Here is a 16145-nt window from a genome sequence, read left to right as displayed (position 1 = left end):
AGCGGCAGCCGTCGTGCATGCGGCCTACTCCGTCGGGAAAGTGCCCCACGCCGCGGCCCGCGAGCGGGGCCGCGCGACCGGCCGGGTGAGCGGCGGGTCCACCGAGACCACCGGGCACGGCCCACCGGACGCCGCGGCTCAGGGGTGGCCGCCCGCGGCTCAGGGATCGTCACCCGGGCGCGGAGTGCCGTCGCGCCAGACGCACTTCGACGCCCCGCTGAGATGGATCTCCTGCCGCTCGGGGTAGTAGTTGGCCGCGAGGAAGTAACGGTCCGGATCGGTATAGGCGCCGACGTGATCGCCGGTGCGCGTCACGTCATGGGAGCGGTTCTTCCAGTAGGACCCGAGCGCGTCGAGGAACCGCGCTGCGGCGTCGGCCGGCACGGAGGACGCCGTGTACCCGATCTCGGCCTTCACCTGGCCGGTGAACCCCGAGCCGCTCATCCCCTTGGTACAGCCGCTCTCGCTGTCGGCCGCGGCCTTCCGGCCGGAGAACCGGAGCCCGCCCCGAACGGCGCTAAGAGTGCTCTGCAGATAGCCGTCGACCCGCTCCAGTGCCTTCTGCGCGGTGATGGTGCGCTTCGGCGTCTCGGCGCAGCCGCTCGCGAGCACGGCGGCCGCGATCACCACGAGGACCGGGCGTCCACGGGACATCGTCATGATCCCAGTATGGTGAGCGATCCGGCCGCTGACGACCCCGCGCACGGGGGCGCCGAGTCGCCGATCGGCACCGGACGGCGCTCACTCAGAGCCGCGCCCGCGTCATGTCGCCAGCTCGGCGACACCCTCGAGCAGCCGGTCGACGTCGGAGCCGTCGTTGTAGTGGACCAGCCCGGCCCGCACCGCGCTGCCCGACTCCCGGATGCCGAGCACCCGGGTCAGCTCCCAGGCGTAGTTGTGCCCGTTCCACACGTTCACTCCGCGCTCCGCGAGGTGGCCCGCGACCTCGGCGGGCGTCCTGCCCGCCACGGTGAAGTAACCGGTGGCGGTCCGGCGCGCGGCGCGGCCGTAGGTGGTCACGTGCTCCATCCGCTCCAGCCCGCCGTGCAGCCGGCCGAACAGCCCGAGCTCATGCGCCTCGACGGCGGCCATCGAGGCGAGTACCCGTTGCCGCCGCGTGCCCGACGCGCCGGGGTCGAGCGAGGCCAGGTGCTCGACGGCGACGGTCACGCCGACCAGATCGGCGAACGCCGCCGTGCCGGCCTCGAAGCGCTCCGGCACCTCGTCGGACGACGACGCGAGCTTGTCCGGCCGCAGCCCGTCGAGCAGGACCGGGTCGGCCACGACGGCGCCGACGTGCGGGCCGGACCACTTGTAGGCGCTCGTGGCGTAGAAGTCGGCGCCGAGCGAGCTCACGTCGACCGGCGTGTGCGGCGTCGCGTGCACTCCGTCGACGTAGGTGAGCGCGCCGGCGGTGTGCGCCCTCGCCGTGATCGCTGCGACGTCGGGGCGGGTGCCGATCACGTTGCTCGCCGCGGTGACGGCCACGAGCCGGGTACGGTCTCCGATCAGGTCGTCGTACTGGGCCGCCGGCAGCTCACCGGTCGCGGTGTCGACCTCGGCCCACCGCACCGTGGCTCCTGCGCGAGCGGCCGCCTGAACCCACGGCCGTACGTTCGCGTCGTGGTCGAGCCGGGACAGCACCACCTCGTCGCCCGGCGCCCAGCCCGCGGCCAGCGTGAAGGCCAGGCGGTAGGTCAGGGTCGTCATGTTCGGGCCCAGGATCACACCGGACGGATCCCCGCCGACCAGGTCGGCGATCGCGCGCCGGCACTCCGCGACGATGCCTTCCGAACGCCGGCTGGCCGGGAAGGCGCCACCGACATTGCCGATGCCGTGGCGGTAGGCGTCGGCCATCGCGTCGATGACGGCATGGGGCACCTGGGTGCCGGCCGCGCCGTCGAGATAGGCGTAACCATCGGTCAGGGCGGGATATAGGGCACGCACCGTGCCAACGTCATAGGTCACCGGACAAACGCTAGCGAGGTCATTTCGGGCGCCGCGACCCGGCAGGTGTGCTCGTCTCGCCACGCCGCTGATCAGCGTGCGGGAGGATCTACGCATGTCGTCCCCCATCGACGCTGCCCGCTGGCCGGGCGAGCTGCGGCCGTACCAGGAGAAGGCGCTGCGGAGGCTCGACGCCGGATGGGCTGAGGGCCGCAGCCGAGCCTGGGTCGTGCTGCCGCCGGGATCGGGCAAGACGCTCGTGGGGCTCGAAGCGGCGCGCCGGCTCGGCCGCAAGACCGTGGTGTTCGTGCCGAACACCGCGATCCAGAACCAGTGGGCCGACCACTGGGCGCGCTTCGGCGGCGCGGCGGGAACCTCCCGTGAGCTGGGCACGGACGTGAGCGTCCTGACCTACCAGTCCCTCGCCGTGTTCGACGCCGACGCCGAGACCGACGAGGAGGGCCACCAGAAGGGGCTGCTGCGGCGCCTGCACGACAACGGCCACGAGCTCATCGCCGCGCTGCGCGCCGCCGGGCCCGTCACGCTGGTGCTCGACGAGTGCCACCATCTGCTCGACGTGTGGGGACGGCTCCTGGCCGAGGTGCTGAAGCAGCTTCCGGACGCGCTCGTCATCGGCCTGACCGCGACGCCGCCCGAGTCGCTGACCCCTGAGGAGGCCAGGCTGGTCGACACGCTGTTCGGCGTGCCCATCCTGGGCGCCTCGATCCCGGCGCTGGTCCGGCAGGGCTATCTCGCGCCGTTCACCGAGCTCGCCTGGCTCACCACCCCCACGTCGGTGGAGGCCTCTTACATCGCGGGTGAGGCCGAGCGCTTCGCCGAGCTCACGACCGATCTGCTCAGGCCCGACTTCGCCACGACCGGGTTCCTGACCTGGCTGGACCTCCGCCTGGTCACGCGGAGCACCTCATCGGGCGAGCCGGTCGCCTGGGACACCGTCGCCAAGGGCGAGCCGCTCATCGCGGCCGCGGCCCTGCGGTTCCATCACGCCGGCCTGCTCGACCTGCCGGACGGCGCGCGGTTGCGCGAGGAGCACCGGCACGCCCCGTCCGCAGAGGACTGGGTCGCGCTGCTGAACGACTACGTCAAGCACTGCCTGCTCCCGAGCGAGGACGCGCGGGACGCCGAGGCGGTCGCCGCCGTCAAGCGGGCGCTGCCGGCCGTCGGCTACCAGCTCACCCGCCGCGGTATCCGCTCCGCGCGCTCCCCGGTGGACCGGGTGCTCGCCCGCAGCGCCGCGAAGACGCACGGAGCCGTCGAGATCGTCTCGACCGAGGCCGCCTCGCTCGGCGGGCGGCTGCGCTGCCTGGTGCTGTGCGATCACGAACGCGCCGGCGCCACCCTGCCCGCGCGGCTGCGCGACGTGCTCGACGCCGAGGCCGGGTCGGCCTGGCTCATGCTCGAGAACCTCGTCGCCGATCCGCGCACCGGCCCGCTGAACCCGGTGCTCGTCACCGGCCGTACCGTCGCGGCGGCCGAGGAGACCGCGCGCGGCCTCATCGAGGCCGTGGCGTGCTCGCACCCCGGTCTCGTACTCGAACCGGCGGGCCGGGGAATCGTGCGGATCACCGGGCCGTGGACGTCGCGCACCTGGGTGGCGGCGGTGACCGCGTACTTCGAGGAGGGCCGGTGCCAGGTGCTGGTCGGCACCCGAGCGCTCCTCGGCGAGGGCTGGGACGCGCGCGGCGTGAACGCGCTGATCGACCTCACCACCTCGACCACGCCCACGTCCGTCGTGCAGACCCGCGGGCGCGCGGTGCGGCTCGACCCCACGTGGCCGGACAAGGCGGCCAACACCTGGACGGTGGTGTGCGTCTCGGACCGGCATCCGAAGGGCGCGGCCGACTGGAACCGCTTCGTGCGCAAGCACGACGGCTATCTCGTCGCCACCCCCGACGGCGAGATCATGTCCGGGGTGGCGCACGTCGACGCGGCGTTCTCCCCGTACGCACCGCCCGCCGTCGAGACCCTCGACGCGATCAACGCCGCGATGCTGACCCGCGCCGACGATCGCGAGGCGACCCGGGCGGCATGGCGGCTCGGCACGCCGTTCCGCGACGAGCTCGTGCACACGCTGCGGATCCGGCCCGTCCGTGCGGAGCGGGCACCGGTACCGGCCGCCGACGTGCGGCCGGTGCCGCCGCCGGTCCTGCCGGCGGAGAACTGCGCGACGCCGACGCCGAGCTGGTGGTCGGGCGGCCCGGCCGATCCGGTGGAGACGTGGTGGGTCGCCAGTGCCGGCGTCCTGCTGCTCTGCGGGATCACCGGACTGGGCCTGGTGGGGGCCGGGGTACGGCCGTCCGCCCTGCCGGAACTGATCGCCGCGGTGATCGCGATCCTCGGGATGATCGGAGTCGGCTGGGGCGTCACCGTACGCCTCCCGCAGGGCCGTGCCGCGCGGATTCTCGAGACCGTCGCACCCGAGCCGTCGGTCACGAGGTTCGCCTACGCGGTGGCGGACGCCCTCGTCGCCTGCGGGCTGTCACGTCGCGGCGCGGAGGGCGTGGAGGTGCGCACCGAACCGGGCGGTGGTTACCGCTTCTCCCTGGCCGACGTCGACACGGCCACCTCCGAGCGGTTCGCCCTCGCCCTCGACGAGGTGCTGGCTCCGGTCACCTCGCCGCGCTACCTGGTCCCCCGCTATGTCGTACGGCTCGACGACGGCGCCAGGGCGCGTCGCAGAAGGGCGCGCGCGTGGCTGCGCGGGAAGGCCCGGGCGGACGGCGTCGTGTATCACGCCGTCCCCTCGGTGTTCGGGCAGAACCGGCAGCGGACCACCGCCTTCGTCGCGGCGTGGAACCGGTGGGTCTCGGGCGGTTCGGCGGTGTACGCGGGCAGCGCCGAGGGCGCGGGCGTGATGGCGACACACCGCGGCGCGGACCCCTTCGCCGCCACCACGGTCCTGCGGGTCGCCTGGGACTAGCTCACGGAAGTCTTGACCGATGGCGACACTCGTGGTTAAGCTGCGCGGCAAATACCGGAAACCTTCTTAATAGTTTCCCGCATCACGTCCTCGCGTTCCGCGGTCCGCGCCCCGCGCGGGCCACCGTGGCCCCCCGCACGAGAGGCGAACACGATGTCCGTACGACTACGGAAGCACCGGTCCCGCACCCCCGCGATCCTCGCCACCGTCCTCATGACCCTGGGCTGGACGGTCGCCGTGACGACGGGGGTCGCCTCCCCCGCGACGCCCTCTGTCAACACCGGCCCAGGCGCCCGTCCCGCGGCGGCCGTCGCCGCGGCCACGTTCACCGACGACTTCAACGGGCCCGCGGGCAGTGGGGTCGACGGCGGCAGGTGGCAGCACGAGACCGGCGACAACGTCAACAACCACGAGCGGCAGTGGTACACCTCGGGAACCGGCAACGCCGCGTTGGACGGCCAGGGCAATCTGGTCATCACGGCGAAGCGGGAGAATCCAGGCGGCAACACGTGCTGGTACGGCTACTGCCAGTACACCTCGGCGAGGCTGTCCACCGCGGGCCGGTTCACGCAGGCCTACGGGCACTTCGAGGCCCGGATGAAACTGCCCCGTGGGCAGGGCATGTGGCCCGCGTTCTGGATGCTCGGCAACAACATCGGCAGCGTGGGCTGGCCGGCCAGCGGCGAGATCGACATCATGGAGAACGTCGGCTTCGAGCCGCGCACCGTGCACGGCACCCTGCACGGGCCGGGCTACTCCGGATCGGGCGGCATCGGCGCCGGTTACACGCTGCCGGGCGGGCAGGCGTTCGCCGACGGCTTCCACACGTTCGCGATCGACTGGGCGCCGAACTCGATCACCTGGTCGGTCGACGGCAACGTGTACCAGACCCGGACCCCCGCGGACACCGCCGGTCGGCAATGGGTCTTCGACCACCCGTTCTACATCATCGTGAACCTCGCCGTCGGCGGGTACTGGCCGGGCGACCCGGACGGCAGCACCACCTTCCCGCAACAACTCGTCGTCGACTACGTGCACGTCACCAGCGGTGACGGTACGGCCCCAGGCGGTGCGATCACCGGTCTCGGGGGCAAGTGCGTCGACGTGGCCGGCGCCGATCCGGCCAATGGGACGCAGATCCAGCTGCATGACTGCAACGGCACCACCGCCCAGCGATGGACCGTGTCGGGCACGACCCTGCGGGCTCTCGGCAAGTGCATGGACGTCGCCGCAGCCAATCCCGCCAACGGCACCAAGGTCCAGCTGTATGACTGCAACGGCAGCGCCGCCCAGCAATGGACCCGGCCGGGTGACGGCACCGTCCGATCCCTCGGCAAGTGCCTCGACGCGACGGGCGCCGGCTCCGCCAACGGCACGCCCCTGCAGATCTGGGACTGCTTCGGCGGTGCCAACCAGAGATGGAACCTCCCCGCCGGCTGACCGGCGGCGTCAGCGCGACGAGGAGGTCGGCCCGACGAGTGGATCAGTCCTTGCCCTTGGCGGCGACCCATTCGAGGTTCCACCCGTACTGCTGGTCGACGGACAGTTTGCCCCAGCGCGGCCGGCCCGGCGGCGGCAGGATGTACTTCGCCTCCCGGTGCGCCACGAGCTCGCCGCCCACGTTCTCGAGCAGGAACAGGGTCGCGTCGCGCGCGGGCACGGTGCAGTCGTCCAGGCGCATCTCGATGGGCGGCGAGCCCTGCGGAAAGAGCGTCGCCGTGGCGTCGAGCCCGATGAAGTCGTTGGCCCCCTCGTAGATCTCCGCGAAGACCAGGATCCGCCGGAACTTGGCGGTGTGGTCGAGGTTGATCGTGAGGTTCTCGCCGGTCTCCACGGCCCCGCTGCGGTCGTCGCGGTCGAGCTGGATGTACGGCGGCTGGTGCAGCGACCCGAAGTCGCCGAGCGCGTGGATGATGCCCTTGCTGCCGTCGGTCAGCTCCCACAGGCAGCAGAGGTCGAGGTCGAGGTCGACGCCGCGGCGGAGCTTGCCGAACCGTCCCGCCTTCGCCGCGCCTCCCCGGGCCGCCCAGTTGAGGTTGACCCGCATGGCGCCCGAGGTCGCCCCACGCTTGGTGAGCGACACCGACGGCGCCGCCTTGGTCAACGTGAGCTTCGACAGCCGCACCGGCTGCGCCGGGGGTGCAGGGGGTGCAGGCGGGGCCGGGGGCCGCGGCGGGGCCGGAGCGGGCGGAGGCGGCGGCGGGGCGGGCATGGTGCGCGGGGCGGGAGCGGGTGCGGGCGCCGGAGCGGCGGGCTCGTCCACGCTGATGCCGTAGTCGGTCGCGAGCCCGGCCAGGCCGGACGAGTAGCCCTGCCCCACCGCCCGGAACTTCCAGGCGTCGTTGCGCCGGTAGAGCTCACCGAGCACGAAGGCGGTCTCGGACGTCGCGTCCGTGCTCTCGAACCGCGCCACCTCGGCTCCGTTCGCGGCGTCGAGCACGCGTACGTACAGCCCGCGCAACTGACCGAACGTCCCGCCGTCGGCCGAGGCGGCCACCACCACGGTCTGGACCTGCTGCTCCACCGACGACAGGTCGACGGCGAGCGTGTCGCGCATGCCGCCGCCATCCTGGCGCTTGCCCTCGTGCCGCACGGCGCCGCTGCGGTGTGACGGCTGGTTGTAGAAGACGAAGTCGTCATCGGACCGGACCTTGCCGGTGGCGGTGAGCAGCAACGCAGACGCGTCCGCGTCCGGCGTTCCCGGAGCCTGCTGCCAGCCCAGCTCCACTCTGACCTTGGCCACCGGGACGGGCACGTTAGTGCCCTTCTGCATCGACATGGTTCCCTCACCCTGGACGGCGACAAAGAGATATGTCGCAAACCATAACCAAGCATGGTCGGTGTCGCGCACTCATCGGCCAACGACGGTATCCGCGATCGTGTTGCAGGCCCATATATGACGCCTTAGCCTGATCGCAAGAGATCACGGAGAGGTCTGTGGACGCCGTGTCGGTGGCGCGTGGACGCGAGATCGCACTCGCCGGGGGCGAGGCGCTAGGCGTGCGCAAGGCGATCGTGGACTCATGGCTGCGTTCCCGGCATCAGGGCCTGCGACCCGATCACGATCTGCCACCGATCCTGTACTCCGAGGACAAGATCGATGAAATCCGCCGGCAGCACGTGCTGGCACAGGTGTGGCCGCTGCTGGCCGACACCCTGCGCTGGGCGGCGTCCGAGCCCGGCAACCTGCTGTGTCTCGGTGACGCCGAGGGGCACCTGCTCTGGACCGAAGGCCTGCGCCCGACGCTGAGTGCGGCCGAACGGTCCCACCTCATGCCCGGCGCCCTATGGAGCGAGGAGGCCGCCGGCACCAACGGCATCGGCACCGCGCTCACGCTCCAGCGCCCGCTCCAGGTGTCCGGCTTCGAGCACTACCTGTCCGCGGCGACCGGTTTCACGTGCACGGCCGTTCCCATCCGCGATCCGGCCAACGGCGAGCCGCTCGGCCTCATCGACCTGACCTCCGACGCGAAGAGTTCGGCGCCGATGGCGCTGTCCCTGCTCGTCACGGCCGCCCGGCTGGCGGAGGCCGAGTTGCGGATGATCTCGCTGCGACGGCAGGCCAAGTTGCGCGATCGCTACGCGGAGCGGCTCTCGCGCCTGTCGGGCACGCGCAGCGCGCTGGTGACGGCCGAAGGCCATGTGCTGCACGCCGAGCCGACGGGGTGGCTCACCGCATGGCACGGCGCTCTGGCCGAAGGCCGGCTCGTGCTGCCGTCGGGGCGGTCCGTCATGGCGGAACGGCTCTCCCCCGGCGGCCCGTTCCTCCTCATCGAGCAGGACACCGGCTCCGACCAGATTCTGCGGTTCGAGGCGCTCGGCCGCGATCGGGCCCGGCTGCACGTCACCGGGACGACCCACGATCTCAGCCGGCGGCACAGCGAGATCCTCGCGGTCCTGCTCGCCAACCCGGGCGGGATCAGCGCCGACGACCTCCGGCACGAGGTGTACGGGCGGGACGGCAAGGCGGTGACCCTGCGTGCCGAGCTCACCAGGGTCCGCTCCCTCCTCGGTCATCGCCTGGCGGCGGAGCCGTACCGGCTCACCGGTGAGTGCGACGCGGACTTCCTGCGGCTCGACACCGACCTGGCGACGGGCGAGGCGACCGGTCTCGGCGAGGTCCTCGACCGCTATCCCGGTCCGCTGCTGCCGTCCTCGTCCGCGCCGGGCGTGGCCGTTCTCCGCGAACGCCTGCACGAACGGCTCCGCCGCCGGTTGCTGGAGGGCGGTGACGCCGACAACATGTCCCGCTGGCTCACGGCCCGCCATGGCAGGGACGATCGGAAGGTCCGGCGGGCGCTGACCCTGCGCGAAGCCGCCCGCCCGGGTGACGGGGCGGCCGTGGCCGCGTCCCCGCCAAGGCAAGGGACCGGTTGACGCCGGTCCACCGTACGCTCATCGTGGTCCGGCATCCGGACCGCCGCCCGGACCGCCCCCCGCAGAAGGGATACGGCCATGCGCACTCGGCCGCTGTACGACTACGTCGCGCTACTCGCCCGCATCGGGGTCGGCGTCGTCATCCTGGCGCACGGATGGCAGAAGATCCAGGTCGGGATCACCGCGACCAGCAGGGACTTCGAGAGGCTGCGCGTGCCGGCTCCGACGGCCGCGGCCATCTACGCGACGTTCGTGGAACTGCTCGGCGGGGTCGCGCTGATCCTCGGGCTCGCCCTCCCGGTGGCCGGGCTGCTGCTGTTCGCCGACATGGCCGGCGCGTTCGCGTTCGTGCACGCCGAGAACGGCGTCTTCCTGGTGAACGAGGGGACCGCCGAGAACGGGTTCGAGCTGGTCCTCGTACTCGGCGTGGCGAGCCTGCTGTTCGCTGCGGGCGGCGCAGGCCGCTTCACCGTCGACCGCCGGCTGTTCCCGCGCCGGACGGAACCGCATCCGGCGCCGCCTCGCGCCCCGTCCCCCGCTTCCGAGCCCCCTCCGCGGCCCGCGTCGCAGTCTGTACGGGAGTCCGCACCCGAGCCGGGACCGAAGGCCGCGTCCGGCCGCACCTCCCGTAAGTTCCTCGGCCTGCGCAGGTCCGGCAAGGCCTCCACCAAGTCCTCCGACAAGAGCTCGGACACGGCGCCGGGGGGATCGGCCGGCCTCGCCGCGGATGCGCCGGGGCCGGCCCGGCCGGCCGCCGGGAGGCCGGCGGGCACGACCGCCAAGGACACGGATACCAAGGACACGGGTACCAAGAACGCGGGCGCCAAGGACACGTCCAACGACGACACGGCGACCGAGGACACGGCCGAGCAGCCCCGGCTGGTCTCCAGCATCGTCGAGGACACCTCCAAGGACGTCCTCGTGGCGGGTCGGCGCAAGCGCCGGAGTGCCAAAAAACCCGCCGACGAGGCCGGGCAGGCCGGCGACGAGCCGACGGAGCCGCGCACCTCCGGCTGACCGGACAGGTCCTCGGTTCAGGAGGGGTCGGCGAAGAGCGGCTGGAGCAGCCGGTGCGGCTTCTGCAGCGCACGGCTCACCGCGTCGTCGCGGGCCGGCAGGCCGGCGCCCGGCCCGGGCCGCATCTCCGTGTCCTCCGCGGGCACCGGGCCGCCGCAGGACGGGCAGTGGGTGGAGCCGCCGAGGGCCGTGCCGCAGGCGACATGGGAGTAAAGGCGGCTCGGCCCGGCGTCCGACAGGTGCCGCGCCCCCCAGTCGGACAGCGCGCGGAGGGCCGGCCAGAGCTCGCGGCCGATGTCCGTCAGAACGTACTCGTCGCGCGGCGGGGTGTGCTGGTAGCGCCGCTTGTCCAGGACACCGGCGGCCGTGAGCGCCTGCAGGCGTTCGGCGAGCACCGCGCGGGGGATGTCGAGGTGGGCGAGGAAGTCGCTGTACCTGCGCACGCCGAAGAACGCGTCGCGCACGACCAGGAGCGTCCACCGCTCGCCGACGAGTTCCAGCGCCCGCGCCAGCGAACAGTCCTGGCCTTCGTAGTCCTTCCCCAGTGCCACGTCTTCAGCCTAGCGCACTCGATTCATTGAACGAACCTACTCTGCTAGGCTGCCTCAAGTTCAGTGAACGAACCAAGGAGGGGTTGTGGCGCGGACCGCGGTCGGCACGGTAGGCACGGGCGACGAGGTCGCCGAGGACCCGGGCCGGGGCGGCACCACGATCCTGGTCGTCGCGTGCGCGGCGACCTTGCTGGTGCTGATGAACTACACCGCACCCCTGACCACGCTCCCGGAGATCTCGGCCGGTCTGGGCACGGGTGCGACCGGGCAGACGTGGATCCTCAACGGCATCGCCCTCGGGCTGGCCGGACTGCTGCTGGTGGCGGGCAGCCTGGCCGACGACTACGGGCGCAAGCGCGTGTTCGTCATCGGCGCCGCCGTACTGGCGGTCGCGAGTATGGCGGGCGCGCTCGCCACCGGCACGCTCGTCTTCGTCGCGGCACGGGTGGTGCAGGGCGCCGCGAGCGCCGCCCTGCTGGCGGCCAGCCTCGGCCTGGTCGGGCACGCGTTCCCTGCCGGTGCGGGACGGGTCCGCGCCACGGGCCTCTGGGGAGCCATGGTCGGGCTGGGCATCGCGCTCGGGCCCCTGGTCACCGGTCTCGTAGCGGAGGCCGGCAGCTGGCGGGCCGGCTACTGGATCTTCGCGGGTGGAGCCGTGGCCGTCGGCCTGGTCGCCGCGCTCCGGCTGCCGGAGTCGCGCGCCCCGCATGCGCGGCGGCTCGACATCGGCGGGGTGGCGACGCTCGGCCTCGGGCTCGCCGCCCTGCTCGGCGCCGTCACGGAGGGCCGCGCCGGATGGGCGCGCCCGCACGTCACGCTGCTGTTCGCGGCGGCGGCCGTGCTGATCGCCGCCTTCGCGTTGGTGGAGTCGCGAACCGCACAGCCGATGCTCGACCTCGCCCTGTTCAGGCGACCGCTGTTCCTCACCTCGACGGGAGGAGCCCTCGTCACCGGACTCTCCATCATCGGCCCGATGAGTTACCTGCCGACGGTCATGCAGCACACGCTGAAGCAGAGCCCGCTGACGAGTGCCACGGTGTTCAGCATCTGGTCCGGCGCGTCATTCCTCTCCGCGCTCCAGGCCAGGCGGCTGCGCATGCGCGGCCACCACCAGCTCGCGGCGGGCCTCGTACTCGCCGCCGTGGGCAGCGTGGCGCTCCTCGGCCTCGCGACGCCGAGGCCCTGGCCGCAGACGGCCGCCGGACTGTTGATCGCCGGGCTGGGCAGCGGCCTGGTCAACGCCGCGCTCGCCCGCCTCGCCGTCGAGAGCGTGCCGGCCGACCGCGTGAGCATGGGGTCGGGAGCCAACAACACCGCCCGCTACATCGGGTCGTCGCTCGGCGTCGCGATCGTCGTGGCGATCACGGGAGCGGCCGGGCTGGTGCACGGCACCGACATCGCGCTCGGGGTCGCCGCCGCCGGCGCCGCACTCGGGGCGGGCGCGGCCCTGCTGTCCGGGCGGGCGGCGGGCGCCGGCTGACCACGAGCGCGGCGAGATCCCCGGCCGGACGGCGGCCGTCGGGCCGGATGCGGTCAGCCGAGCTGGATCGACCGCTTGGCCAGGCCGTACCAGAAGCCGTCGATGACCGTCCGCTGGGCGCCCTGGTCGGCCTCGCCCGCGCCGAGGGTGACGAACAGCGGCGCGAAGTGCTCGGTGCGCGGATGGGCGATGCGGCCGCTCGGCGCCTTGTGCCGGAAGTCGAGCAGTGCGTCGATGTCCTGGGCGGCCAAGGCCTCGCGGCCCCAGGCGTCGAACTCCTTCGACCAGCCGGGCGCCTGGTCGAAGGCCAGCGCGGGGTTCATGCCGCTCAGATTGTGGGTGAAGAAACCGCTCCCCATGATCAGCACGCCCTCGTCGCGCAGCGGGGCGAGCCTGCGGCCGACCTCGTACAGCGACCGCGGGTCGAGGGTCGGCATGGACATCTGCAGCACCGGAATGCCGGCGTCGGGGAACATCTCGACGAGCGGCACGTACGCGCCGTGGTCGAGACCCCGCTCGGGATCGTCGCGGACCGGCGTCTGCGGGGTCCGCAGCAGGTCGCGCACCTTGCCGGCCAGCTCCGGTGCACCCGGCGCCGGGTAGGTGACCTGGTAGTAGTGCTCCGGGAAGCCCCAGAAGTCGTAGACGAGCGGCACCGTGCGGGTGGCGCCGAGCGTCAGCGGTGCCTCCTCCCAGTGCGCGGACACCACGAGGATGGCGGTCGGCCGCGCCAGTTCACCGGCCCATTCGGCAAGCTGGCGGGTCCACAGCGTGTCGTCGGCCAGCGGCGGCGCACCGTGGCTCAGGTAGAGCACCGGCGCGCGCGTCATGGGGCAGTTCCTTGAACCTTCAACTTCACACTCTCGACTGTAAGTGAAAGTGTTTGAGAGTTCAAGAATCACCTCTCCGGCGCCGTACGGGCGGACGCGGCAGCCGAAGGGCTCCTCATCCGCCCGTACCGCGGATCAGGCCTCGGCGCCGTGCAGGAGGCGGCGCGTGGCGGCCGGATCGGTGACGATGGCCGCGGCCTCGTCCAGCGCCCCGTCGACGGCGGCGGCGAACGCCTGCGGGCCGCCGATGGCGTCGATGACGCGGGCCGGCAGGAACTTGATGAGCAGCGCCGCCGTCCCGGGCGGCATGCCCGCGAAGTGCACGGTGAGCAGCCCGTGGTCGCGCAGCAGGATCATCGACAGTGCGGCGGTCGCCTCGATCGCGGCCAGTTCCAGCGACGGTGCTCCGGCTCTGCGGGCGAGTTCGTCGCGGATGCCCTCGCCGGGCAGCCGGGTGATGAAGGGAGTGTGCTCCACCCAGTCGCCGAGCCGCTCGCGCAGGGCCTCCCCCACCTCGCGGGTGGACGCGACGAGTTCGCGCACCAGTTCCGGCCGGTAGCCCTCCAGGCTGCGGACCACGGCCGGATAGAGCATCGGCCGGCACTCGGTGCCGAGCTCGAAGGCCCGTGCACGCGCCTTGGCGACGAGATCGATCCGTCCGCCCAGCAGCCCGACGCGGGGACCCGCCAGCCCGTACTTGTCCATGCCCGTCGCCCCGAGGTCGGCGCCGAGTTCGAGCGTGCGCGGCTGGCCGAGCATCGCGGGACCGACCCGGGCGCCGCCGGCGTCGTCGACGACCACGACGGCGCCGCGTGCGTGCGCCAGCTCGACGACGCGGTGCAGTTCCTTCTCGGGCAGGGCCTCGTAGGTCACCGCCAGCCGGGTCAGCACGACCACCGGCACATCGTCGTGGTCGTCCAGTGCCCGCTCGAAGGCGGCGGCGCCCACCGTGTCGACCAGCACGCCGCCCGCGTCGCGGACTCCGCGGACCACGGCGGGGTGACTGTAGCTCGGCGACACGGCGACCACGGTGGATCCGGGACGCACGGTGACCTGGAAGGCCGCGTACAGCGCGGCCGTGAGGCGGTTGGTGATGAAGACGTCATGCCGGTCCGGCGTGCCCCCGAGGTGACCGAGCCCGAGTTCGCGCACCCTCTCGGCGCACAGGGCGCCGGCCCATTCGTCGTCCAGGAGCCATGGGTCGACGTCGGCCGGCAACGGCAGGCCCCGCTCCAGGCCACTGGCGTTGTGCAGCGGCAGACCGGCCTCGTGCCTGCGCCGGATGTGCCGCCAGGCCTCGGCCAGCTTGTCGAGATGGGCCTGGGTGTCGGCGAGGATCGCTCCGGGCGGATACGGCAGCCCATCGGTGCGAGGTCCGCCCGGGTCACCCGGTCCGCCGGGTGCGCTGGGTCGGCTGGAAGTGGTCTCGGCTGTGCCGGTCACGTCGCCTCCGTTGATCGTGCGTGGACTTCCAGCAGACCAGGGCCGACAGAACCGGACAAGCTCAACTTTCTGCCATGAACCGTTCGATATCGTTCACCAATGCTCTCCGTACCGGCTCTGCGGCTGCTGCACGAACTGCGGCTGCGCGGCACTCTCACGGCGGCCGCCGAGGCGCTGTTCCTCAGCCGGTCGGCGGCCAGCCACCAGCTCGCGACGCTGCAGCGGGCCGCCGGCACCCCGCTGACCGAGCGGGTCGGGCGTACGCTGCGGCTCACCGAGGCCGGGGTCGAGCTGGCGATCCGGGCCGAGCGGGTGCTGCGCGAGATCGAGGAGGCCGGCGCCGCCATGGAGCGGCTCCACGGGACGCTCTCGGGCACGATCCGCGTCGGCCTGGTGCAGACCATGGCGATCCACGTACTGCCGCGCGTCCTCGTCCTGCTGCGCGAGGAACACCCGCTGCTGCGGGTCGAGGGCCGCAGCCTCACCACCGAGGACGCGCTGGTCGCGGTGTCGTCCGGCGAGATCGACCTCGCGGTCGTACCGTCGTACGACACCACGCCGTTGCGCGTCTCCGGCGGCCTGCGTCAGGAGACGCTGTTCCGCGATCCCGTACGGCTCGCGGTGCCGGCCGATCACCCGCTGGCACGCGAGCCCGGACCGGTACGGATCGGTGGGCTCGCGGGCGAACGCTGGATCGCGGGCGAGCGCGGCACCTACTTCGGGCAGCTGGTGCCCTCGCTGGGCCGGCAGGCCGGCTTCACCCCCGACATCGTGCACCGCAGCGATGACTACGCCGTCGTCGCGGCCCTCGTCGGGGCGGACCGCTGCGTCGCCCTCATCCCGGCCTCGAGCGACGTGGGCCGGTGGCCCAACGTCACCACCCTGGAGGTGGCGGCCGACGGCGTTGGACGCGACGTGGTCGCGCTCCTGCGGGCCGGCAGCCGGGACCGACCCGCGGTCCGGGCGGTGCTACGAGCCCTCAGGCACCGCCGGCGCCCCGTGGATGAAGATCGGCTGAAAGTGCCGCGATGAGCCATTCGAAGGCCGGCACCGCCGGCGGGTGCGGGGCAAGGCCGTTGATGATCCCCAACAGCTGCCAGTACCGTTCCACCCGGGCGTCGGTGAACGTCTCCAGTTGCTCCAGCATCCGGGCGCGGTGCTCGGCGGGCGTGTCCGCGGGAACGACGCGGCGCAGGACGGCCTGCCCCTCGGCCGAGCCGGGGGCGATCCCGGCCGCCAGCGCGGGCCCCGCGTGCTCCACGACCGAGTGGTAGTCGGGGCCGAACTCGAGCTCATCGGCTCCGTTCCCGGCCACCGCCATCTGCCTGACCCGCCGTCGGAACCCCTCGTCGCCGACGAGCTCGGCCAGCTCGATCCACGCGTCCACCTGTTCGGGAGCGGGGTCGTCGGGCAGCTCGGCGGGCAGCCGCCGCATGCTGGTGGCGATGCCCATCGCCGGCGAGTCCGGGTCCATCCCCTCGACCACGCCGTCGACGAACTCATCGATGATCTGCTGCCGCTCCTGGGCGGACAGCCTGGCCAGCCTGTTCATCAGGCGC

Annotated in this window: 12 protein-coding genes and 1 pseudogene; 6 read left to right on the top strand and 7 right to left on the bottom strand. The window is 72.7% G+C overall.

Annotation, left to right across the window (positions count from 1 at the left end):
- Positions 1-159: 159 nt before the first annotated feature.
- Together HKK72_RS26320 and HKK72_RS26315 are read right to left on the bottom strand one after the other, a co-directional pair.
- On the bottom strand, positions 160-660 hold the full coding sequence (locus tag HKK72_RS26320) for a hypothetical protein (protein ID WP_187237113.1): 501 nt from the start codon (positions 658-660) through the stop codon (positions 160-162).
- A gap of 102 nt (positions 661-762) precedes the next feature.
- The gene (locus HKK72_RS26315) at positions 763-1968 is read right to left on the bottom strand and encodes a cysteine desulfurase-like protein (protein ID WP_187237112.1); all 1206 of its coding nucleotides are present in this window, start codon (positions 1966-1968) and stop codon (positions 763-765) included.
- A 94-nt stretch (positions 1969-2062) separates the two neighbouring features.
- On the opposite strand from HKK72_RS26315, the gene HKK72_RS26310 reads away from it, so the two are divergent.
- A complete protein-coding gene (locus HKK72_RS26310; RefSeq protein WP_187237111.1) occupies positions 2063-4888 on the top strand; it encodes a DEAD/DEAH box helicase in 2826 nt (941 codons plus the stop codon).
- Between the two features lie 153 nt (positions 4889-5041).
- Positions 5042-6328: a family 16 glycosylhydrolase gene (locus HKK72_RS26305; RefSeq protein ID WP_187237110.1), complete on the top strand. Its 1287-nt coding sequence runs from the start codon at positions 5042-5044 to the stop codon at positions 6326-6328.
- 43 nt (positions 6329-6371) lie between these two features.
- Here HKK72_RS26305 and HKK72_RS26300 read toward each other — a convergent pair whose 3' ends face one another.
- Positions 6372-7661 (bottom strand): TerD domain-containing protein, encoded by a 1290-nt coding sequence (locus HKK72_RS26300; protein ID WP_261987215.1) that lies wholly within the window; start codon positions 7659-7661, stop codon positions 6372-6374.
- Positions 7662-7825: 164 nt separating this feature from the next.
- On the opposite strand from HKK72_RS26300, the gene HKK72_RS26295 reads away from it, so the two are divergent.
- Positions 7826-9265: a helix-turn-helix domain-containing protein gene (locus HKK72_RS26295; protein ID WP_187237108.1), complete on the top strand. Its 1440-nt coding sequence runs from the start codon at positions 7826-7828 to the stop codon at positions 9263-9265.
- A gap of 78 nt (positions 9266-9343) precedes the next feature.
- Positions 9344-10282, top strand: a complete 939-nt coding sequence (locus HKK72_RS26290) for a DoxX family protein (RefSeq protein ID WP_187237107.1) — start codon at positions 9344-9346, stop codon at positions 10280-10282.
- A gap of 17 nt (positions 10283-10299) precedes the next feature.
- Here HKK72_RS26290 and HKK72_RS26285 read toward each other — a convergent pair whose 3' ends face one another.
- Positions 10300-10833, bottom strand: coding sequence for a winged helix-turn-helix transcriptional regulator (locus HKK72_RS26285; protein ID WP_187237106.1), 534 nt, complete (start codon positions 10831-10833; stop codon positions 10300-10302).
- 85 nt (positions 10834-10918) lie between these two features.
- Here HKK72_RS26285 and HKK72_RS26280 point away from each other — a divergent pair, with 85 nt between their 5' ends.
- Positions 10919-12313 carry an MFS transporter gene (locus HKK72_RS26280; protein WP_222721147.1) on the top strand — a complete coding sequence of 465 codons (1395 nt, stop codon included), beginning with the start codon at positions 10919-10921 and terminating at the stop codon, positions 12311-12313.
- 53 nt (positions 12314-12366) lie between these two features.
- Here the strand turns inward: HKK72_RS26280 and HKK72_RS26275 are convergent, their stop codons facing one another.
- Both HKK72_RS26275 and HKK72_RS26270 read right to left on the bottom strand, forming a co-directional pair.
- Positions 12367-13143: a dioxygenase gene (locus HKK72_RS26275; protein WP_187237105.1), complete on the bottom strand. Its 777-nt coding sequence runs from the start codon at positions 13141-13143 to the stop codon at positions 12367-12369.
- A gap of 135 nt (positions 13144-13278) precedes the next feature.
- Positions 13279-14586, bottom strand: coding sequence for an aminotransferase class I/II-fold pyridoxal phosphate-dependent enzyme (locus HKK72_RS26270; RefSeq protein ID WP_187237104.1), 1308 nt, complete (start codon positions 14584-14586; stop codon positions 13279-13281).
- A 99-nt stretch (positions 14587-14685) separates the two neighbouring features.
- On the opposite strand from HKK72_RS26270, the gene HKK72_RS26265 reads away from it, so the two are divergent.
- Positions 14686-15618, top strand: coding sequence for a LysR substrate-binding domain-containing protein (locus HKK72_RS26265; RefSeq protein ID WP_187237103.1), 933 nt, complete (start codon positions 14686-14688; stop codon positions 15616-15618).
- Here the strand turns inward: HKK72_RS26265 and HKK72_RS26260 are convergent.
- Positions 15566-16145 (bottom strand): annotated as a pseudogene (locus tag HKK72_RS26260) (MerR family transcriptional regulator); the annotation flags it as partial. The gene HKK72_RS26265 and the pseudogene HKK72_RS26260 sit on opposite strands and share 53 nt — an antisense overlap.

Source organism: Actinomadura sp. HBU206391, from assembly GCF_014323665.1.
In the GTDB taxonomy this organism is placed as follows: domain Bacteria; phylum Actinomycetota; class Actinomycetes; order Streptosporangiales; family Streptosporangiaceae; genus Actinomadura_C.
Note: the sequence above shows the minus strand (reverse complement) of the source record. Positions and strands in the feature narration are given on the sequence as shown.